The following is a 20,980-nucleotide window of genomic DNA, read 5'->3' as shown; positions in this document are numbered from 1 at the left end:
AACGACTCGGTTTAACGTCGAACCGATTTGATGCTATCGCTGGCAGGCCAGCTCCCACACAACCCCATTCCCACCTTTGATCTTCAGCGGCCCTTGAACTGGGTCACGTTGGCGCTGTGCACTTCGGTTTTAGGCAGACCGGCCACCCCCAGGCGCTCCCCGGTCTTGGCATCGAACAGCAACACTTTCGATGGATCGAATTGCAGCGTCAGGGTCTCGCCCACGGCCGGTGCGACATCCGGCGCCAGGCGGCAGCAGACTTTGGTGTCGTTGAGATTGACGAACACCAGCGTGTCGGGACCGGTCGGCTCGGTGACCTGGACTTCGGCGCGAATGGTCGGCAAACCGTTCGGCTCGCTGCCCGCCAGCACGATCTGCTCCGGGCGCATGCCGAGGATCACTTCGCGGTCTTCCAGGCCGGCGTCCTGCATGCCCAACGGCAATTCGCAACGCGCCTGACCGCTGTCGAGCAGCGCCACCAGGCGTCCGTCCTTGCGCTGCAAACGCAGAGGGATAAAGTTCATCGGCGGCGAACCGATGAAGCTCGCGACGAACAGGTTGGCCGGGTTGTTGTAGATGTCTTTCGGCGTGCCGAACTGCTGGATGATCCCGTCCTTCATCACCGCCACCTTGTCGCCCAGCGTCATCGCTTCGATCTGGTCGTGGGTCACGTAAACCGTGGTGGTTTTCAGGCGCTGGTGCATCAGTTTCATTTCGGTACGCATCTCGACGCGCAGCTTGGCGTCGAGGTTGGACAGCGGTTCGTCGAACAGGTAAATCTTCGGCCGCCGCGCCAGGGCACGGCCCATCGCCACGCGCTGTTGCTGACCACCGGAGAGCTGACCGGGTTTGCGGCTCAGCAGGTGCTCGATCTGCAACAGCTTGGCGACGCGGGCGACTTCTTCGTCGATTTCGGCAGTGGGCATTTTGCGAATCTTCAGGCCGAAAGCGATGTTGTCGCGCACGCTCATGGTCGGGTACAGCGCGTAGGACTGGAACACCATGGCGATGTCGCGATCTTTCGGGCTCATGCCGCTGATGTCAGCGTCATCCACCAGGATCGCGCCGCCGCTGATGGTTTCAAGTCCCGCGATGCAATTCATCAGCGTGGATTTACCACAGCCCGACGGGCCGACCAGAATCAGAAACTCACCGTCATCGATCTTCAGTTCGATGTTTTTCAGGGTGTCCGGCAAACCGGCGCCGTAGGTTTTGTTGACGTTGCGTAATTCGAGAGTTGCCATGTTTCTACCCCTTGACCGCGCCGGACGTCAGCCCACGCAGGAAATACTTGCCAGCGAATATGTAGACCAGCAGTGTCGGCAGCCCGGCGATCATCGCGGCGGCCATATCAACGTTGTATTCCTTGGCCCCGGTGCTGGTGTTGACCAGGTTGTTCAGGGCCACGGTGATTGGCTGCGCATCGCCACTGGCGAAGACCACGCCGAACAGGAAGTCATTCCAGATCTGGGTGAACTGCCAGATCAGGCAGACCATCACGATCGGGATCGACATCGGCAGCAGGATCTTCCAGAAAATCGTGAAGAAGCCCGCGCCATCCAGGCGAGCCGCCTTGACCAGCGCATCCGGAATGCTCACGTAGTAGTTGCGGAAGAACAGCGTGGTGAACGCCAGGCCATAGACCACGTGCACCAGCACCAGACCGGTCGTGGTGTTGGCCAGGCCGATCTTGCCGAGGGTGAACGAGGCTGGCAGCAGCACCGTCTGGAACGGCAGGAAGCAGCCGAACAGCAACAGGCCGAAGAACAGTTGCGAACCGCGGAAGCGCCACATCGACAGCACGTAGCCGTTCATTGCACCGATGAAGGTGGAGATCAGGACAGCGGGCACCGTGATTTTCACCGAGTTCCAGAAATAGCTGCCGACACTGTCCCAGGCCTTGATCCAGCCGATACCGTCAATCACTTGCGGCCAGCTGAGCAAGTTGCCGGTGCGGATGTCTTCCGGGGTCTTGAAACTGGTCAGCAGCATCACCACCAGCGGGATCAGATAGACCGCAGCGGCCAGCAGCAGCGTGGCGTAGATGGCGACGCGGCTGAAACTCAAGGCGGGTTTGCCAAGTTGATTACTCATGGCGTTTGCCTCGCAATTCGGAGTACAGGTACGGCACGAGGATGGTCAGCACGGCACCGAGCATCAGCATGGCGCTCGCCGAACCAATGCCCATCTGGCCACGGCTGAAGGTGAAGGAATACATGAACATCGCCGGCAGGTCGGACGAGTAGCCAGGACCGCCCGCGGTCATCGCCGCCACCAGGTCGAAGCTCTTGATCGCGATGTGCGCGAGGATCATGAAGGCGCTGAAAAACACCGGGCGCAGGCTCGGCAGGACGATCTTCAAATAGATGGTCGGCAGGCTCGCACCGTCGACTTGCGCGGCACGGATGATCGATTGATCGACACCGCGCAGACCGGCCAGGAACATCGCCATCACAAACCCGGAGGCTTGCCACACGGCGGCGATTACCAGGCAGTAAACCACGCGATCCTGATCCACCAGCCAGTCGAGACGGAAGCCTTCCCAGCCCCAGTCACGCAGCATTTTGTCCAGGCCCAGGCCTGGGTTGAGCAGCCATTTCCACGCGGTACCGGTGACGATCATCGACAGCGCCATCGGGTACAGGTAAACGGTGCGGATGAAGCCTTCCTTGCGAATGCGCTGGTCCAGCAGCACCGCGAGAAACACGCCCAACACCAGGCTGATGCCGATGAACATGCCGCCGAAGAGCGCGAGGTTCTTGCTCGCGACCCACCAGCGATCGTTGTCCATCAGGCGGATGTATTGCTGCAGGCCGACCCACTTGTAGCTCGGCATGAAGCTGGAATTGGTAAAGGACAGTACGAATGTCCAGATGATGTAACCGTAGAAACCAACCAACACGATGAGCATGCTTGGCGCGAGTACCAACTTGGGTAACCAGCGTTGCAGCGCATCGAACGGTGAGGCTTTGCTGAAAACCGCCACAGAGCTCATCGGGATAATCCAGGTGAAGAGAAATGAATCGACACGGTGATCCCTGGTGGTAGCTGGACCCTGTGGGAGCTGGCTTGCCTGCGATGGCATCGACACGGATCGAAGTTAAAACCGAGTCGCGTGCATCGCGGGCAAGCCCGCTCCCACACAATCCCATTCCACCCGGGAACAGGTTGTGTCAGGGTTTACTGGGCAGCTTTGACAGCCGACGCCAGTTGGGCAGCGGCCTTGGCCGGGTCAGCATCCTTGTCGTTCATGAAGTTGGTGACCACGTCGAAGATCGCGCCTTGCACAGCCAGGGAAGTGGCCATGTTGTGCGCCATGCTCGGTTGCAGGCCGCCGGTCTTCTCGTCCGCCAGGAAGTCCTTGGCGGCGGTTTGAGCGCAGGCGTCGAAACCGAGCTTGTCCATCTCGTTCAGCATGTCGGTGCGAACCGGAATCGAACCCTTGTTGATGCTGAAGACTTTCTGGAAGTCCGTGCCCAATGCAACTTTGGCCAGGTCTTGCTGGGCGGCGATGTCGCCCTTGCGATCAGCTTTCAACTTGAATACAGCCATCGAGTCGATGTTGTAGGTGAAAGCTTTTTCGGTGCCAGGGAACGGCACGCACTGGTAGTCCTTGCCGGCGACTTTCTTCGCCGCAGTCCATTCGCTTTTCGCCCAGTCGCCCATCATCTGCATACCGGCCTTGCCGTTGATGACGTCGGCGGCAGCGATGTTCCAGTCACGACCGGCGCGGTTCGGGTCCATGTAGCCGGTGAGTTTTTTCAGCTCGGTGAACGACTTGGTCATCTCGGCACCCGAGAGGGTTTTCTGATCCAGGTCTACCAGTGCTTTTTTGTAACCATCGGCGCCCATGACCGAGAGCACCACGTCTTCAAACACGGTGCTGTCCTGCCAAGGCTGGCCACCGTGGGCGAGCGCGATGAAGCCGGCGGCTTTGAGCTTGTCGCCGGCGGCGTAGAATTCTTCGAGGGTGGTCGGGGCTTTGTCGATGCCGGCTTTCTTGAACACTTGCGGGTTGATCCACAGCCAGTTCACACGGTGAATGTTCACCGGAACGGCGACGTAGTCACCTTCGTACTTGACGGTGTCGGAGACTTTCTTCGACAGCAGCTCATCCCACTTTTCCGACTTGGCGACGTCTTTCAGGGTGTCGGTGCTGAGCAGGCCTGTGCTGCCCCACTCCTGGATGTCCGGCCCCTTGATCTGGGCAACGCCCGGTGGGTTACCGGCGACTGCACGGCTTTTCAGTACGGTCATGGCCGTGGAACCGCCACCACCGGCGACTGCGCCGTCCTTCCAGGTAAAGCCGTCTTTTTCGACCTGAGCCTTGAGGACATCGACCGCTGCTTTCTCACCACCCGACGTCCACCAGTGAACAACTTCCACTGAACCTTTGGAATCGGCGGCAAGGGCACTGAGGGGAAATGCACTGAGGGGAAGCAGCGACGCGAGAGAAACGACAGTAGCGAGGCGAGAAATCGCATTCATCTAGAAGTACCTTTCTTGTTGTTATGCATGCAAGTCTGGTGCTTGCGCTGCATTGGATTTTAAACAGGAGTCATCCCCTCGCAGGTAACGAAGGGACGCGTGAATGTCACCGCATGGTTACATAGAACCGCTCTGGGACGAGCTCGCCAAGGCACTGGCCATGCTTGGCGCCAGCGGCAGGCGCGGAATCAGAATGGCTTGCCAGGCATGATAGAGGTCGGGTTTACCGGCCCAGATATCAGCGCTCGGGCGGTTCTGCGGATCGAGTTCGTGGTACCAACTGCCATCGCAGCGATCGATAAAATGACTGTCACAAAATTCCCAGAACAGTCGGTACCAGCGTTCGTATTGCGCCTCTCCGGTGCGTTTAAGCAGCGCGCTGGCGGCGGCGCTGGCCTCGCAATGGGTCCAGTGCAAACGATGGCGAACCACCGCCCGATTGTCCCAATCGAGGGTGTAGACAATCCCGGGCAGCCCGTCGACATCCCAGCCGTGACGGCAGTTATGCTCGAAGAGTTTTTGCGCGTCGGTGGCGAGCCAGCCCGGCGTCAGCATTCCGGCCTGTACCCGCGCGGCTTCGAGGTGCAGCAGCAGTCGCGCCCATTCGAAGCCGTGACCCGGCGTGGTGCCGTAAGGGCGAAAACCGTCCGCCGGGTTGTCGTGGTTGTACTCGCGCAACGGCTGCCAGTCGCGGTCGAAATGCTCGACCACCAGGTAGTCGTTGGCGGCGGCGTGACCATGAATTACACGCTCGACAATCCGTTGCGCGCGACACAACCAACGGTTGTCTTCAGTGACATCGGCCAGCGCGAGGAAGGTTTCGGTGGCGTGCATGTTGCTGTTGGCGCCGCGATAACGTTCCTCTTCACGCCAGTCGCGGTTGAAGGATTCGCGCATCGCGCCCTCCTCCTCGCTCCAGAAATGCGTGTCGATGATGTTGATTGCGTCATCGAGCAAGGCTTGCGCGCCGGGACGTTGCGCGACCACGGCGGAACTGGCGGCCAGGGCGACGAACGCGTGCAGGTACGCCGCTTTGCCGGTGTTGTCGTCAAGAGCATGCGCGGCGGCGAACCAGCCGCCATGTTCGGCGTCACGCAAAGGGCCACGGAGGGCGTTGATGCCGTGATCCACCAGCTCGGCGAAACCCGGCAGACCCTGGATGTGCGCCATGGCGAAGCTGTGGGTCATGCGCGCGGTATTCATGGTTTCGGCATGGGCGTTGGCCGGGAGCCGGCCTTTTTCATCGAGATTGCCAAAGCCTTCAGGGAGCTTCGACGCCTTGGCAAACGCCAGCAGGCGCAGACCTTCGGCGGCGAGCCATTGCTGATGGGCCGGTGCGTTCAGCCAACTGCTGAAGGCGGGTTGGAAGGTGTCCATGGGGTGCCTTTTTTGTTGTTATGACTGCGGGCAGTCTAAACAACGGGCGGTGGCGGGCTTGTAACGAAGGGGGCGAGTTATGTCACCGAGTTGTGACATTCATTTCGAAAAATGTGTTGATAGATCTGACGCCATCGCGGGAAAGCCCGCGCCCACAGGTCCTGCGGTGTTCTCGCGGCCGATGCGATACCTGTGGGAGCGTGGTTTGCCCGCGATGGCCTCGACGCGGTCTGACTATTCAACACTACGCGGCAACTGCAACGTCACCCGCAATCCACCTTCACGCAGGTTTTGCAGGCTGACTTCCCCGCCATGGCTATGGGCAATGTTGCGCGCAATTCCCAACCCCAACCCATACCCCTGCTGCTGCCCGGCCAGACGGAAGTGCGGCTCGAACACCTGCTCCAGCCGCTGCTCCGGCACGCCCGGCCCTTCGTCATCGACATGCAGGACGAACGCATTCTCGTCGTCATCGATGTGCAGGTGCGCGTTCTGCCCGTACTTCAAGGCGTTGTCGATCAGGTTGCCGATGCAGCGCTTGAGCGCCAGCGGCTTGCCGGGATACGCCGCCAGCGCCCGGCCCTGCTGGGTCACGCGACCATTGCCATTGGGCGCCAGATACGGCTCCACCAGGCAATCGAGCACATGATTGAGGTCCACCTGTTCGATGTTTTCGTGAATATCGGTGTCTTTCACGCATTGCAACGCGCCTTTGACCAACAGCTCCAGCTCATCCAGATCACGACCGAACTTGGCTTGCAGCTTTTCGTCTTCGAGCAATTCGACACGCAGTCGCAAGCGGGTAATCGGCGTGCGTAAATCATGGGAGATCGCGCTGAACAACTGGCTGCGTTCAGTCAGGTAACGGCTGATACGTTCGCGCATCGCATTGAAGGCGCGCCCCACTTCGACCACTTCACTGCCGCCGCCCTCCGCCACCGGCTCGACCTCAGCACCGAGGGACATGTCCCGCGCCGCCCGCGCCAAGCGCTTGAGAGGACGACTTTGCCAATGCACCAGCAGGCCGATGAACAACAACAAAAAGCCGCTGGTGAGGACGATGAACCAGACTTGCTGCGCCGGCAGGCCTTGCTCTTCAAGGCTGGTGTAGGGCTCGGGCAACAGCGAGGCGATGTACAACCACTCGCCCGGCGCCATCTGGATTTGCGTGACCAGCACCGGCGGATTTACCGGTTCCAGCGTCAACGCGTAATGCGCCCAGGAACGCGGCAGCTCGTCGAGTTTCAGGCCACCATTGAAGATCCGCAGGTCTTCGGGACTGACGAAGGTCACCGAGATATCGGTGTCCTGCCCCAGCGACTGGCGCAGCACTTCGTCCACGGCTTTGAGCACCGCCTCTTTACGCGGGGTGACCGGCAGCACTTGCATGCCCAAGGGTTTGTCGTTGAGGGTGACCACGAAACGGGTGCCACCCATGCTGCGCAACTGGTCAAGCACCAGTGGCCGGAACGCCACCGGCAACGAGCGAAAATAACTGACGCTGGCGGTCATCGAATGCGCGAGGCTGCGGGCGCTGGTGACCAGGCCTTCCAGCTGAGTGGCGCGCAGTTGCGAGACCCAGATCACGCTCGACAACGCCTGGGCGAACAACACCGCCAGCAGCGTCAGCAGCAACATCCGCCCGAGCAGCGAACGCGGAACCGGAACCTTTGCCGCGAGCTTGCGCAAAACCTCAGTGACCATTGCTGGCAACCACATTGGCTGCCAACTGATAACCGCTGCCGCGCACGGTGCGAATCAGTCGCGGCGGTTTTTCCGTGTCGCGCAGGCGTTGGCGCAAACGGCTGACCGCCATGTCGACGATCCGGTCCAGCGGCATCAGATCGCGGCCACGGGTGGCATTGCCGATGGTGTCGCGGTCGAGGATTTCCTGCGGGTGATCGAGGAACAGTTTCAGCAGGGCGAAATCGGCGCCGGAGAGAATCACTTCTTCGCCGTCGATGTGGAACAGCCGATGACTGACCACGTCCAGGCGCCAGTCGTCGAAGGCCAGCACTTCACTGCCGGATCGTTCCTGACCGAATTGCGCACGACGCAACAAGGCTTTGATTCGCGCCTGCAATTCGCGGGGGCTGAAGGGTTTGCCGAGGTAGTCGTCGGCGCCCAGCTCCAGGCCGATGACGCGGTCGGCTTCGTCGGAGCTGGCGGTGAGCATGATGATCGGCACTTGCGCCTGACGCGGGTGCTGGCGAATCCAGCGGCAGAGGCTGAAGCCGTCTTCGTCGGGCAGCATCACGTCGAGGATCACCAGATCGCTCGGCGCCTCGTTCAACGCCTGGCGGAAACCGGCGCCGTCGGGCGTGGTACGCACCTGGAAACCCGCGCGGGTCAGGTAGGTGTCCAGCAACTCGCGTATCTCTTGATCGTCATCGACCAACAAAATCGACTTGTTGACTGAGCTCACGGGGCGGCGTCCTTGTTGTTTGAATTGGGCGGATTATGCCTGATCGATCGTGAATCCATGTGTCTGTGAGGGTTCCATCGCTGGCAAGCCAGCTCCCACAGGTCTTGTTCACATTCTGAAAATGTTACCAATCCTGTGGGAGCGGGCTTGCCCGAGATGCAGTCGGCTCGGTTTCAAGCCTGGTCGAGCGCCACACCCGCGCCGACAAGGCCGGAGTACGGCGCCGTCACCAGCCAAACCGGTATTCCCTTGAAGTAATTGCTCATGCAGCCCTTGTCGGCAAAGCACCGGGCAAATCCGCTTTCGACAAAGAAATCGGCAAACCGTGGAATCACCCCGCCAACAATGTACACACCACCGCGTGCACCGGTGGTCAGCACGTTGTTGCCGGCCACGCGACCGAGCCAGCAGCAGAACTGCTCCAGCACTTCGAGGGCAATCGGATCACCCGCCAGACCGGCGGCGGTGATCGATTCCGGGGTATCAAGCACCGGCTCATGCCCGTCCACCGCACAAATCGCCCGATAGACTCGCGGCAAGCCGCCGCCGCTCAACGCTGTTTCAGCGCTGACATGCCCAATCTCGTTGAAAATGTGTTGCCACAGTTGAGTTTCCCGCGGGCTGCTCAACGGCAAATCGACGTGACCGCCCTCGCCCGGCAACGCGGCGAAGCGGCCCTCGCCCAAGTCAAGCAAAGTGCCAACGCCCAGGCCAGTGCCAGGGCCGATCACCACCGCCGGTCGCAATGGCTCCGGCGTACCTTCACAAACCACGCGGAATTCGCCCGGTTGCAAACGGGTCATGCCCAGCGCCATCGCCGAGAAGTCGTTGACCAGCAGCAGTTGATCGACCTGCAAGGTCTGGCAAAACGCTTTGCGGCTTAGGCGCCAATGATTGTTGGTGAACTTGAATTCATCGCCGCTCACCGGGCCGGCCACCGACAGGCACACCGAACCGATCGAACCCAACGCCAGACCGAGCCCGCTCAGGTAGAGCGCAATCGCCTCTTCCGGGCTGGCATGGTCCGCCGTCGCCAGCACCTGGACCGATTCCAGCTGCTGGTTTTTCCACAACGCGAAACGTGCGTTGGTCCCACCGATGTCACCGACCAAAGCCAGTTTCAATTAAGCGTCTCCAGGGCAGAAGTAAAGGCGCTGGCGCCCTGCTCTGCGGAGCTGAAGGCCATGCGCATGAAACCAAACAGCTCGCGACCGCTGCCAATGTTGTTGCCCAACAAGCCCTTGGCAGGTTCGCGCGCGGCGAATTCGGCGGCGTCCACCTTAAGCTCCAGGGTGCCTTTGACGCCATCGACGCGGATGATATCGCCCTCTTGCACGCGCGCCAAAGCGCCGCCCACATACGCTTCAGGGCTGACGTGAATCGCCGCCGGGATTTTCCCCGAGGCGCCGGACATGCGCCCGTCAGTCACCAGCGCGACTTTGAAGCCGCGATCCTGCAGCACGCCGAGGAACGGCGTCATTTTGTGCAGTTCCGGCATGCCGTTGGAGCGCGGGCCCTGGAAGCGCATCACCGCGACAAAATCCTTCTCCAGCAAACCGGCCTTGAACGCATCGGCCAGATCCTGCTGATCCTGGAACACCATCGCCGGTGCTTCGACGATCTGGTTTTCCAGTGCCACTGCCGAGACTTTCATCACCCCGCGACCGAGGTTGCCTTCCATCACCCGCAAGCCGCCCTCAGGCGAGAACGCACGCGCGACCGGGCGCAGGATGGTTTCATCGAGGCTGTCGGTCACGCCTTCGCGCCAGACCAGTTCGCCGTTATCGAGGAATGGTTCCTGGGTATAGCGGCTCAGGCCGTGGCCCAGCACGGTGTTGACGTTTTCGTGGAGCAGCCCGGCTTCCAGCAGTTCGCGGATCAGGAACGACATGCCGCCCGCGGCCTGGAAGTGGTTGATGTCGGCTTTGCCGTTCGGGTAGACGTGGCTCAGGGTCGGCACGACTTCAGAGAGGTCGGCCATGTCCTGCCAGGTCAGTTGAATACCCGCGGCCATGGCGATGGCCGGCATGTGCAAGGTGTGGTTGGTCGAACCGCCGGTGGCGTTCAGTGCCACGATGGAGTTGACCAGCGAACGCTCATCGACGATTTCGCCGATCGGCATGAAGTTGCCATTCTGTTTGGTCAGGCGCGTCACTTGATGCGCCGCTTCGCGGGTCAGGGCATCGCGCAGTGGCGTGTTCGGGTTGACGAAAGACGAGCCCGGCAAGTGCAGACCCATGACTTCCATCAGCAGCTGGTTGGTATTCGCGGTGCCGTAAAAAGTGCAGGTGCCGGGGCTGTGATAGGAATTCATTTCCGATTCCAGCAGCTCTTCGCGGCTGGCCTTGCCTTCGGCATAGCGCTGGCGCACATCGGCTTTCTGCTTGTTGGAGATGCCCGAGACCATCGGCCCGCCCGGCACGAAGATCATCGGCAGATGACCGAAACGCAGCGCGCCCATCATCAGGCCCGGGACGATCTTGTCGCAGATGCCGAGCATCAGCGCGCCGTCGAACATGTTGTGGGAAAGGGCAACCGCGGTGGACAGCGCGATCACTTCACGGCTCGGCAGGCTCAGTTCCATGCCCGGCTCGCCTTGGGTCACGCCATCGCACATGGCCGGGGTGCCACCGGCGAACTGGCCGACGGAGCCGATTTCGCGCAGGGCTTTTTTGATCTGTTCGGGAAAGACTTCGTACGGCTGATGCGCAGAGAGCATGTCGTTATATGACGAAACAATCGCGATGTTGGCGGAGTTCATCATGCGCAGGCTGTGCTTGTCCTCGGTGCCGCAACCGGCCACGCCGTGGGCGAAGTTGGCGCATTGCAGCTTGCCGCGCATCGGACCGTCACTGGCCGCACCGCGAATGAGCGCAAGGTAAGCCTCGCGGGTTGCGCGGCTGCGGGCGATAAGCCGTTCGGTGACCTCAAGGACGCGGGGATGCATGTGTTGAACTCCAGGCTAACGGATGTGGCGACCTGATTGTCTATGCTGAACAAGCGCCGTTGTTGATGGGATGACAGACGGCTTTCTTGATCATTCGGACCAGTTGATTCAGGTCGCTCGTTGTAGATTGAACAAAATATTGCCATTAAAAAGGCTTGTTTTCTATTTTTATGCGAATAATCTTGTAATTCCAACAACAAAACGACGGCGGCCCTGTTAAATGACTCTTCGAATCGCAATCAATGGTTTTGGCCGTATCGGCCGCAACGTCCTGCGCGCACTGTATACCCAGGGCTACCGTCAGGACCTGCAGATCGTTGCCATCAACGATCTCGGTGACAGCTCGATCAACGCTCATCTGCTCAAGTACGACACTGTTCACGGCACGTTCGATGCCGATGTGCAGCACGACCAGGAAAGCCTGACCGTCAACGGCGACCGTATTTCCGTCAGCGCCATTCGTAATCCGGCCGAACTGCCTTGGGCCGCTGAAAAAATCGACGTCGTCTTCGAATGCACCGGTTTGTTCACCGACCGGGCCAAAGCCGCTGCGCATATTACGGCCGGCGCACGGAAAGTGATCATCTCGGCCCCGGCCAAAGGCGCCGACGCCACCGTGGTTTATGGGGTTAACCACGACATACTGCGCCAATCCCACCAGATTATTTCCAACGCCTCGTGCACCACCAACTGCCTGGCGCCGGTGGCTCAGGTGCTGCACCGCGAACTGGGCATCGAAAGCGGCCTGATGACCACGATTCATGCCTACACCAACGATCAGAACCTGACCGACGTCTACCACACCGACCCGTACCGCGCCCGTTCGGCCACTCAGAACATGATCCCGAGCAAGACCGGTGCAGCGGAAGCGGTCGGCCTGGTGCTGCCGGAACTGGCGGGCAAGCTGACCGGGATGGCCGTGCGCGTTCCCGTGATCAACGTGTCGCTGGTAGACCTGACCGTACAGCTCAAGCGCGAAGCGTCGGCCGATGAGGTGAATGCGCTGCTGAAAGAAGCCAGCCAGCATTCGAAGATTCTGGGCTACAACACCCTGCCGCTGGTCTCCAGCGACTTCAACCACAACCCGCTGTCGTCGATCTTCGACGCCAACCACACCAAATCCAGCGGCAAACTGCTGAAGGTGTTGGCCTGGTACGACAACGAATGGGGCTTCTCCAACCGCATGCTCGATAACTGCCTGGCGCTGTGCAACGCCGAGTAAGTTCGCCCTGCACAGCCCTGTAGGAGCTGGCTTGCCTGCGATAGCGTCCTCAAGATCGCCATCGCCGGCAAGCCGGTTCCTACAGGATTTGCGGTGTCCCCGAGATCGCCATCGTCGGTCAATTACCAGCGGAACAACCCATGATCGGTATCAGCTTCACGCAAAAGACCGTGGCGGCGCGCAAGCGTATCGCCCTGGTCGCCCATGACCACTGCAAGGTGTTTTTGCTGGAATGGGCCGAGCGGCACAAAGACAAGCTCGCGCAACATGAACTGGTCGCCACAGGCACCACGGGGTTGTTGTTGCAACAACGCCTCGACCTGCCGGTGGAAAGCATGATCAGCGGCCCATTGGGCGGCGATCAGCAGCTCGGCGCGCGAATCGCCGAACAGCGGGTCGACATGCTGGTGTTCTTCTGGGACCCGTTCGAACCACAGCCCCACGACCCGGACATCAAGGCGTTGCTGCGGGTTGCGGCGGTCTGGAACATCCCGGTGGCCTGCAACGAATGCAGCGCCGACTATCTGCTCAGCAGTCCGCTGATGGAGCAGGCTCACTCACAGCGCATCCCTGATTACGCGACTTATTTGCTGGGCCGAGCATAAACCTTCACAAATCAATACTTGACCACTCAAGAGGATGATAAGCATTATCATTCGCTCGAAATGGATCAGGTTATCCCGTGAGTCAATCGCGCTTCAATCACGTCTTCATTGCCCAGCGGGTTTCGTTGCTGCGCACATTGGAGCGGATGGTCAACAATCACAGCACCGCCGAAGACCTCCTGCAGGAGACCTACCTGCGCGTGACCCGAGCCCTCGGCGAGCGCGCCATCGATCACCTTGAACCCTTCGTTTTCCAGACCGCCCGCAACCTGGCGCTGGACCATTTGCGTGCGCGGCGCATTCAGTCCCGCACGATGCTCGACGACGTCCCGCCGGACGTGGTGGAAAGTATCGCCGCTCCCGCCAGCAGTGCCGAGGACGCCGCCCATGCCGAACAATTGCTGGAGCGTTTGAACGTGAGCCTCGGTGAACTCAGTGCCCGCCAGCAGCAGATCTTCATCCTCAGTCGCCTGCACGGGCACAGCTATCTGGAGATTTCCGAGAAACTCGGTGTGTCGTTGAGCACCGTGCAAAAGGAGTTGAAGCTGATCATGGCCATCTGCATCGGTGTCGCCGAGCGGTTAAACGGCGACTGAGCACGCCACGCTTTGCTACCCTTGCCCACTTTCAAGCTTCACTAAAAAAACAGCCGTGCAAAGACACTGCCGAGGAAACACCGTGACGGACACCCACCGCTCCCCTCCGCCCTCCCCGGCGCGGGACGCCGCAAGCGCGATGGACCAGGCTTTGGACTGGCTGATCGTGTTGGGCAGTCCGAGCGAAGAACAGACTCGCCAGTTCCAGGCATGGCTGGACGCCGACCCTTTGCATGCGCAAGCGTTCGCCAAGGCCCAGGCCATCTGGGACGGCCCGCAAGTTGTGCAATGCGCGCAACACCTGGCCGCGCTGCCACCCAAGGTCACCGTGCTGTCCCGCCTGCGCCCGCACTGGAAACCGTTGGCCACCGCTGCCGTGTTGATCCTCGGCCTGTTCAGTTTCAGCAACCTGCCGCTGCGTCTCCAGGCCGATCACCTGACGGTGGTCGGTGAACGTCAGCGCCTGCAACTGGAGGACGGCTCGAAGGTCCTGCTCAATACCAATTCAGCATTCTCCAGCACCATCAATGATCAACGGCGTGTCGCCCGCTTGTATCAGGGCGAAGCGTTTTTCGACGTGCCGGCCCATCTCGGCCAGCCATTGGAAATCGATGCCGGCCCGGTGCAGGCCAGCGTGCACGACACGGCGTTCACCGTGCGTTACCTCGATGGCGTGACCCAGGTTCGCGTGCAGCGCGGGGATGTCGATTTACGCGCGACTCGCGACGACGCGCGGATCCGCTTGTCCGCCGGCGAGAGCATCCGCATCGGGCCCAACGGTTTCGACCGGCCCGCCAAGCTCGATGCCGCGACCGACCTGGCCTGGGTCCAGGGCCGACTGGTGTTCGAGAACTGCCCGTTGAGCCAGGTGCTGGCAGAGCTGCGACGCTACTACCCTGGCTGGATCATCAACACCAACGAACAGTTGGCGGACGTAGCCGTAACCGGCAATTACCGTCTCGACCAGCCGCTGGACGTAGTCCGCTCGCTGGCGCACATCACCTCGGCACGGCTCCAGGAATTCCCCGCGCTGGTGATCCTGAACTAAATGAGAATTATTTTTACTCGATAGCGGAAGCCCATACGTCTCGTTATAGCCAATGCAATTGATTCGCATCTCCGGATGCCAATCAGCACCTATAAAGATTCGTGCGACACGGAGCGCTATCGATGTCCTCTCGCCTTACCCGCCACTCCTCTTCACCTTCCCGCGTGCTCTCGCTGCTGACCGCCGCCATTCTCATGGCCGGCAGCGCGCCGCTCTTGGCCGCCACCGCCGCCGAGCAGCCGGCGCGCAACATGGGCGATTATGCGTTCGCCATCCCGCAACAGTCGCTGGTCTCGGCACTCAATGCCTTTACCGCCGTGACGGGCTGGCAGGTCGGTTTGCCGGCAGAACTCGGGCAAGGCGTGGCCTCGCCGGGCGTGCGCGGGTCCCTGTTGCCGGAGAAAGCCCTGGATCGCCTGTTGGTGGGGACCAACCTGAGCTATCGCAAACTGGGCAACAACAACATCGTCCTGGAGAAGCGCCTGAGCAGCGGCGCCCTCAACCTGCAGCAGGTGACCATCAGCGCCACCCGCCAGGAACAAAGCGTCGAAAGCGTGCCGGGCACCGTCACCGTTCACACCCGCGAAGAGCTGGACCGCAACAACGTCAATACCATCAAGAATCTGGTGCGTTACGAACCGGGTGTTTCGGTGGGCGGCGCCGGCCAGCGCGGCGGGATTAGCGGCTACAACATCCGCGGCATCGACGGTGACCGGATTCTGACCCAGGTCGATGGCGTCGAAGTTCCGAACGACTTTTTCAACGGTCCTTACGCCAAGACCCAGCGCAACTACGTCGACCCGGAAATCATCAAGCGCGTCGAAATCCTGCGCGGTCCGGCCTCGGTGCTCTACGGCAGCAACGCCATCGGTGGCGCAGTCAGCTATTTCACCCTCGACCCGGACGACATTATCAAGCCCGGCAAAGACGTCGGCGCCCGTCTGAAAACCGGCTACAGCTCCGCCGACGACAGCTGGCTGAAGTCCGCCACCGTGGCCGGCCGCGCCGACCAGTTCGATGGCTTGCTGCATTACAGCCAGCGCGACGGACACGAAACCGAATCCTACGGCAGCAACAACGGCACAGGCCTTGCGCGTACCGCCGCCAACCCGGAAGACGTGCGTACTTCCAACGTGCTGGCCAAGATCGGCTGGAACTACAACGAAGATTCACGCCTGGGCCTGACGTATGAAAAGTACAAGGACGATCGCGACACCGATCAGAAAAGTGCCTACGGCGGTCCTTACTTCCAGGGCGCACCAACCGTTTCAAACAGTGCGCTGCCCGGCGGCATGTACCAGTGGCGCACCGGCAACGACACCATCACTCGCGAGCGCTTCGGCCTGGAACACCGCTTTGCCCTCGACAGCCTGCTGGTGGACAACGTCAAGTGGAGCCTGAACCATCAGGTGGCGAAGACTGACCAGAGCACCGAAGAGTTCTACTTCCCGTTCTCGCGCAAAGTGCTGCGTACCCGGGAAACCCTTTACGAAGAAAAGCAGTGGGTATTCGACGCACAACTGGACAAGGCTTTCAGCATTGCCGACACCGAACACCTGCTGACCTACGGCACCACGATCAAGCAACAGAAAGTCACCGGTTCGCGCAGCGGCAACGGCACCTGCTACCAGCCATTTGGCACCTGCCGCGTCGTCGGCGCCGTCAGTCCACTGGATGTCCTGAAAAAATCCAGCGACTTCCCGGACCCAACCGTCAACACCTACAGCCTGTTTGCCCAGGATCAGATCAGCTGGGACAAATGGACCTTCCTGCCGGGCGTGCGCTACGACTACACCCAGCTCAAGCCGCACATCACCCAGGAATTCATGAATACGGTGGCGGCTACCCCTGGCGGCACCGTCAGTGACGACACCAAGACCTGGCACCGCGTGTCGCCGAAATTCGGCCTGACCTACGCCCTGACCGACCACTACACCTGGTACGGCCAGTACGCCGAAGGTTTCCGCACGCCGACCGCCAAGGCGTTGTTCGGGCGCTTCGAGAACACCACCACCGGATATCACGTGGAACCGAATCCGAACCTTGAGCCGGAAACCAGCAAAGGCTTCGAGACCGGGCTGCGCGGTCAATTCGAATCCGGCTCCTTTGATGTGGCCGTGTTCTACAACAAGTACCGCGACTTCATAGAAGAGGACGCCATCACCCCGGGTTACGACGAACTGACCTTCCAGAGCGCCAACATCAAGCACGCCACGATCAAGGGCGCAGAGGTCAAGGGACGTCTGAACCTCGACGTGTTCGGCGCGCCACAAGGGCTGTATACCCAAGGCTCGGTGGCCTACGCCTACGGTCGCAACAACGACAACGGTGAACCGATCAACAGTGTCAACCCGCTGACCGGCGTGTTCGGCCTCGGTTACGACCAGGACAACTACGGTGGTTTGCTCAGCTGGACGTTGGTGAAGAAGAAGGATCGCGTCGACGACACCAAATTCAAATCGCCGGACGGTGTCAGCAACCAGTTCAAATCGCCGGGTTTCGGCGTTCTGGACCTGACCGGTTTCTACAAAGTGACCGACGACGTGACTGTCAGCGCCGGGGTCTACAACCTGACCGACAAGAAGTACTGGCTGTGGGATGACGTGCGCGGCTACGACGGCGTCGGCGAGGCTTCGGTCATCAGCCCGGCCAACCTGGATCGCCTGACTCAGCCGGGTCGCAACTTTGCGGTCAACCTGGTCTGGGACATCTGATCCTGCCCCTCTCGCTGCGCGGCTTTTTATAGAGCCGCACAGTGAGGTTTTTTTACGCTCAGGCGTCTTCTTGTTCGTCTCGTTACCAAGCGCCTCTTTTCTTCAAGGATTTCTCATGACTACCCAGGACACTGCTCAACGCCGAGCTTTGCGTTCGCAACGTTTGAACCAGATCACGAACGAGCCACACACCAAACTCGACGCCTTGGTCAAAGCCCACGCACCGTTCGAAACCCAGGCCAGTTTCGCCCGTTTCGTGGTTGCGCAGTATTTGTTCCAGTCGGAACTGGTGGGGCTGTACAACGATGCCGAACTGATCGCCATCGTTCCGGATCTGGCGGCACGCTGCCGTGCCGAAGCGGCCAAGGCTGACCTGGCCGATCTGGAAACCGAAGTGCCGGCGCCCGTCGCGGGTGCCGTGAAGAATCCGACCAAGGCCGAAGCGCTGGGTTGGTTGTTTGTTTCCGAAGGCTCGAAGCTTGGCGCAGCGTTCCTGATCAAGCGCGCAGTGGGCTTGGGCTTGAGCGAAACCTTCGGCGCCCGTCACCTCGGTGAACCGGCCGGTGGCCGCGCTGAAGGCTGGAAAAGCTTCGTCAAAACCCTGGATGGCCTGGAACTCACGGCCCAGGAAGAAGCGGAACTGGATAAAGGCGCAATTAATGCGTTCAACCGCTTCACCGTGTTGCTCGAACAGGCCTACGCCACCGAACCAGCCTGACCGAACACATCCCCCTGTGGGAGCGGGCTTGCCCGCGATTACGGAGCATCAGTCGACATAGATGTTGTCTGACCCACCGCAATCGCGGGCAAGCCCGCTCCCACACGGGACAGCGCCCATCTGCAAGAATTTAATCCTTTCCTCGACGCACACTCTTGAGCCTATGCCTCAATTCCGCTCCTCGAAACTCGCCCGTATCCTGTTCGGCCTTCTGGCCTACATCAGCCTCGCCATCGGCCTGATCGCCATCGTCGTGCCGGGGCTGCCGACCACCGAGTTCATTCTGCTCGCCGCCTGGGCCGCGACCAGGAGTTCGCCGCGCCTGAGTGCCTGGCTGGAAAACCATCGGCTGTTCGGTCCGATCCTCTGCAACTGGCGCAATGGCAAGATCGTCGCCCGTCGGGCCAAGGTCAGTGCCACCGTGAGCATGCTGCTGTGCGCCGGGTTGATGCTGATGATGCTCGATCACGGCTGGCCGGTTTATCTCGCCATCGCCGGCATGAGCCTGGGCAATCTGTGGATCTGGTCACGCCCGGAATCAATGCCGACCGCCTCCTGACCAACACCGCGATTTTCCCCCGTTTTACACCGCTTTTCGGCACATTTTTCCGCGCAAACGTTCAACCATGACCGTTCGTCGGAGCCACCATCATGCATCCCCGCCCCACGCCGATGTGCAGTGAATGGCGCTGAATGGATTTGGCGAACCGGGTCGACCTCGACTCACAGCCAACACCTCATTCATTCGCGAGTTCGTCCTATGTTCGACTCTCTGTCCATCCGCCTGAAAATCGTTCTGCTCTCCGGTCTCTGCCTGCTGGGTGTGGTTGTCCTGATCGTCAGCATGAATTTCTACCAGACCAACCAGAACGATGAACTGGTCAGCGCCTCCAGCCGCAAAATGCTCACCGACAGCGTGCAGGACCTGCTTCAGGCCAAGGCCGCCGAGCAGGCGGTGCGGGTGCAGAAGACGTTCGGCGAAAGTCTGCTGGTGGCGACTGCCCTGGCGGACCAGATCAAGGACATGCGCAACATGGCCGCCAAGCGTTCGCTTGAGGCCGGTGCCCTGCGTGAAGAGTTGAACCAGAGCCTGAAAACCGCCTTCGATCGCAACAGCAAGGTGCTGGGAATCTGGGCGGCGTTCGAACCCAACGGGCTGGACGGCAAGGACAGCGAGTTCGCCAATGATGCGGCTCGCCAGTCCAACGAAGCCGGTCGTTTCGCCAGTTACTGGAGCCGCGCCGGTGGTGCCGGGATCAACACAATCATGGTCGAAGCCGACATGACCAAAACCACCTTGAGCCTCAGCGGCACCCCTTACAACAGTTGGTACACCTGCCCTCGCGACAGCAAGCGCACCTGCCTGCTGGACCCGTATGCCGATACCGTCGGCGGCAAGGAAATGCTGATGACCACCATTTCCGTTCCGCTGCTGGTGGACGGCAAAGCCATCGGTGTGGTCGGTGTGGACATCGCCCTCGACGCCCTGCAGGCAGCGGCGGTCGATTCCCAGCGAGACCTGTTCAACAGCGCCGGGCACATGCTGATTGTCTCCGGCAGCGGCGTGCTCGCCGGTTACAGCGTCGACGCGAGCAAGGTCGGCAAAAGTATCGGCGACACCCTGGGCGCCGAAGGCAAGGATGTCCTGCAATTGCTCAGCGGTGGCGCACCGAAAATCCTTGAACAAGGTGATTTGATTCGTGCGGTGTACCCGGTCAGCCCGATCAGCGATTCCAAAGCCTGGGGCGTAGTGATCGACCTGCCGAAACAAGTACTGCTGGCCGACTCGGTGAAGCTGCAAGCGGTGCTCGATGACGCCCAGCAAAGCGGCACGATCAAAGCGGTACTTGTGGCGGTCGCTGCCGGTCTCCTCGGGCTGCTGCTGATCTGGCTCACCGCCTCGGGCGTGACCCGGCCGATCAACAGCGTGGCCGAGATGCTCAAGGCGATTGCCAGTGGCGACGGCGACCTGACGCAGCGTCTGCACTACAGCAAGAAAGATGAACTGGGCGAACTGGTCAGCTGGTTCAACCGCTTCCTCGACAAGCTGCAACCGACCATCGCGCAGATCAAACAGAGCATCACCGACGCCCGTGGCACTGCCGATCAGTCTTCGGAAATCGCCCGTCAGACCAGCGAAGGCATGCAGGTGCAGTTCCGCGAAATCGACCAGGTGGCCACCGCGTCCAACGAAATGAGCGCCACGGCTCATGAAGTCGCCAACAGCGCCTCGAACGCGGCCAACGCGGCCAAAGGTGCAGATCAATCGGCCCGCGACGGCATGTCGATCATCGAACGCAGCACCCGCGACATCAATCATCTGGCTGACGAAGTCAGTAAAGCCGTGACCGAAGTCGAAGCGCTGGCGGTCAACAGCGAGCAGATCGGTTCGGTGCTGGAAGTGATCCGCAGCATCGCCGAGCAGACCAACTTGCTGGCGCTGAACGCCGCGATCGAAGCCGCCCGTGCCGGGGAAAGCGGTCGCGGCTTTGCGGTGGTGGCCGATGAAGTGCGCAACCTGGCCAAACGCACGCAAGACTCGGTGGAAGAGATCCGCATCGTCATCGAGCGCATCCAGACCGGCACCCGCGGCGTGGTCGCCACCATGCATTCGAGCCAGTCCCAGGCCCACAGCAACGCCGGACAGATCCAGCAAGCGGTGCAAGCCTTGAGCAAAATCAGCGACGCGGTCACCGTGATCAGCGACATGAACCTGCAAATCGCCAGCGCCGCCGAACAGCAAAGCGCCGTGGCCGAAGAGGTCAACCGCAACGTCTCGGCGATCCGCACCGTCACCGAGACCCTGACCGGCCAGGCCACCGAATCAGCGCACATCAGCA

Annotated in this window: 17 protein-coding genes and 1 pseudogene; 9 read left to right on the top strand and 9 right to left on the bottom strand. The window is 60.8% G+C overall.

What is annotated here, in order from left to right; all coding sequences use genetic code 11:
- Nucleotides 1-83: 83 nt before the first annotated feature.
- From Q7W83_RS06665 to edd, 9 genes are all read right to left on the bottom strand, one after another.
- Nucleotides 84-1,244, bottom strand: coding sequence for an ABC transporter ATP-binding protein (locus Q7W83_RS06665; protein ID WP_150634019.1), 1,161 nt, complete (start codon nt 1,242-1,244; stop codon nt 84-86).
- Between the two features lie 4 nt (nt 1,245-1,248).
- The gene (locus tag Q7W83_RS06660; protein ID WP_064679357.1) at nt 1,249-2,094 is read right to left on the bottom strand and encodes a carbohydrate ABC transporter permease; all 846 of its coding nucleotides are present in this window, start codon (nt 2,092-2,094) and stop codon (nt 1,249-1,251) included.
- On the bottom strand, nt 2,087-2,995 hold the full coding sequence (locus tag Q7W83_RS06655; RefSeq protein WP_150634020.1) for a carbohydrate ABC transporter permease: 909 nt from the start codon (nt 2,993-2,995) through the stop codon (nt 2,087-2,089). Before Q7W83_RS06655 ends, Q7W83_RS06660 begins: the two co-directional genes overlap by 8 nt.
- A gap of 185 nt (nt 2,996-3,180) precedes the next feature.
- Nucleotides 3,181-4,488 carry an ABC transporter substrate-binding protein gene (locus Q7W83_RS06650; RefSeq protein WP_150634021.1) on the bottom strand — a complete coding sequence of 436 codons (1,308 nt, stop codon included), beginning with the start codon at nt 4,486-4,488 and terminating at the stop codon, nt 3,181-3,183.
- A 117-nt stretch (nt 4,489-4,605) separates the two neighbouring features.
- Nucleotides 4,606-5,865 (bottom strand): D-mannose isomerase, encoded by a 1,260-nt coding sequence (locus Q7W83_RS06645; protein ID WP_150634022.1) that lies wholly within the window; start codon nt 5,863-5,865, stop codon nt 4,606-4,608.
- Between the two features lie 234 nt (nt 5,866-6,099).
- Nucleotides 6,100-7,569: an ATP-binding protein gene (locus Q7W83_RS06640; RefSeq protein ID WP_150634023.1), complete on the bottom strand. Its 1,470-nt coding sequence runs from the start codon at nt 7,567-7,569 to the stop codon at nt 6,100-6,102.
- On the bottom strand, nt 7,559-8,290 hold the full coding sequence (locus Q7W83_RS06635; protein WP_150634024.1) for a response regulator: 732 nt from the start codon (nt 8,288-8,290) through the stop codon (nt 7,559-7,561). The genes Q7W83_RS06640 and Q7W83_RS06635 overlap by 11 nt, the downstream gene beginning before the upstream one ends.
- 173 nt (nt 8,291-8,463) lie before the next feature.
- Nucleotides 8,464-9,414 carry a glucokinase gene (locus Q7W83_RS06630; protein ID WP_150639971.1) on the bottom strand — a complete coding sequence of 317 codons (951 nt, stop codon included), beginning with the start codon at nt 9,412-9,414 and terminating at the stop codon, nt 8,464-8,466.
- Nucleotides 9,411-11,237, bottom strand: a complete 1,827-nt coding sequence (gene edd / locus Q7W83_RS06625; RefSeq protein WP_150634026.1) for a phosphogluconate dehydratase — start codon at nt 11,235-11,237, stop codon at nt 9,411-9,413. Before edd ends, Q7W83_RS06630 begins: the two co-directional genes overlap by 4 nt.
- Nucleotides 11,238-11,457: 220 nt before the next feature.
- Here edd and gap point away from each other — a divergent pair, with 220 nt between their 5' ends.
- The 9 genes and pseudogenes from gap to Q7W83_RS06580 all read left to right on the top strand — a co-directional run.
- Nucleotides 11,458-12,459, top strand: coding sequence for a type I glyceraldehyde-3-phosphate dehydrogenase (gene gap / locus Q7W83_RS06620; protein ID WP_150634027.1), 1,002 nt, complete (start codon nt 11,458-11,460; stop codon nt 12,457-12,459).
- Nucleotides 12,460-12,599: 140 nt separating this feature from the next.
- Nucleotides 12,600-13,064, top strand: coding sequence for a methylglyoxal synthase (locus Q7W83_RS06615; protein WP_150634028.1), 465 nt, complete (start codon nt 12,600-12,602; stop codon nt 13,062-13,064).
- A 77-nt stretch (nt 13,065-13,141) separates the two neighbouring features.
- Entirely contained in the window at nt 13,142-13,660 is a 519-nt protein-coding gene (locus tag Q7W83_RS06610) for an RNA polymerase sigma factor (protein WP_150634029.1), read from the top strand.
- An 82-nt stretch (nt 13,661-13,742) separates the two neighbouring features.
- A complete protein-coding gene (locus tag Q7W83_RS06605; RefSeq protein ID WP_150634030.1) occupies nt 13,743-14,708 on the top strand; it encodes a FecR family protein in 966 nt (321 codons plus the stop codon).
- 122 nt (nt 14,709-14,830) lie between these two features.
- Nucleotides 14,831-17,422 (top strand): TonB-dependent receptor, encoded by a 2,592-nt coding sequence (locus Q7W83_RS06600; RefSeq protein WP_150654101.1) that lies wholly within the window; start codon nt 14,831-14,833, stop codon nt 17,420-17,422.
- 115 nt (nt 17,423-17,537) lie between these two features.
- On the top strand, nt 17,538-18,140 hold the full coding sequence (locus Q7W83_RS06595; protein ID WP_473655817.1) for a biliverdin-producing heme oxygenase: 603 nt from the start codon (nt 17,538-17,540) through the stop codon (nt 18,138-18,140).
- Between the two features lie 163 nt (nt 18,141-18,303).
- Nucleotides 18,304-18,699: a YbaN family protein gene (locus Q7W83_RS06590; RefSeq protein ID WP_150654099.1), complete on the top strand. Its 396-nt coding sequence runs from the start codon at nt 18,304-18,306 to the stop codon at nt 18,697-18,699.
- Nucleotides 18,700-18,900: 201 nt separating this feature from the next.
- Nucleotides 18,901-20,133, top strand: a pseudogene (locus Q7W83_RS06585) (methyl-accepting chemotaxis protein); the annotation flags it as partial.
- 150 nt (nt 20,134-20,283) lie between these two features.
- The coding region (locus Q7W83_RS06580; protein WP_473657590.1) for a methyl-accepting chemotaxis protein at nt 20,284-20,980 on the top strand (697 nt) is incomplete at its 3' end.

The organism is Pseudomonas sp. 300 (assembly GCF_055803035.1).
Note: the sequence above shows the minus strand (reverse complement) of the source record. Positions and strands in the feature narration are given on the sequence as shown.

What these genes read in the sequence shown, in the direction of transcription:
- gap (WP_150634027.1), top strand. Translation starts at nt 11,458, where the DNA reads ATGACTCTTCGAATCGCAATCAATGGTTTTGGCCGTATCGGCCGCAAC.
- Q7W83_RS06600 (WP_150654101.1), top strand. Translation starts at nt 14,831, where the DNA reads ATGTCCTCTCGCCTTACCCGCCACTCCTCTTCACCTTCCCGCGTGCTC.
- Q7W83_RS06590 (WP_150654099.1), top strand. Translation starts at nt 18,304, where the DNA reads ATGCCTCAATTCCGCTCCTCGAAACTCGCCCGTATCCTGTTCGGCCTT.
- Q7W83_RS06595 (WP_473655817.1), top strand. Translation starts at nt 17,538, where the DNA reads ATGACTACCCAGGACACTGCTCAACGCCGAGCTTTGCGTTCGCAACGT.
- Q7W83_RS06660 (WP_064679357.1), bottom strand. Translation starts at nt 2,094, where the DNA reads ATGAGTAATCAACTTGGCAAACCCGCCTTGAGTTTCAGCCGCGTCGCC.
- edd (WP_150634026.1), bottom strand. Translation starts at nt 11,237, where the DNA reads ATGCATCCCCGCGTCCTTGAGGTCACCGAACGGCTTATCGCCCGCAGC.
- Q7W83_RS06650 (WP_150634021.1), bottom strand. Translation starts at nt 4,488, where the DNA reads ATGAATGCGATTTCTCGCCTCGCTACTGTCGTTTCTCTCGCGTCGCTG.
- Q7W83_RS06615 (WP_150634028.1), top strand. Translation starts at nt 12,600, where the DNA reads ATGATCGGTATCAGCTTCACGCAAAAGACCGTGGCGGCGCGCAAGCGT.
- Q7W83_RS06655 (WP_150634020.1), bottom strand. Translation starts at nt 2,995, where the DNA reads ATGAGCTCTGTGGCGGTTTTCAGCAAAGCCTCACCGTTCGATGCGCTG.
- Q7W83_RS06665 (WP_150634019.1), bottom strand. Translation starts at nt 1,244, where the DNA reads ATGGCAACTCTCGAATTACGCAACGTCAACAAAACCTACGGCGCCGGT.
- Q7W83_RS06640 (WP_150634023.1), bottom strand. Translation starts at nt 7,569, where the DNA reads ATGGTCACTGAGGTTTTGCGCAAGCTCGCGGCAAAGGTTCCGGTTCCG.
- Q7W83_RS06645 (WP_150634022.1), bottom strand. Translation starts at nt 5,865, where the DNA reads ATGGACACCTTCCAACCCGCCTTCAGCAGTTGGCTGAACGCACCGGCC.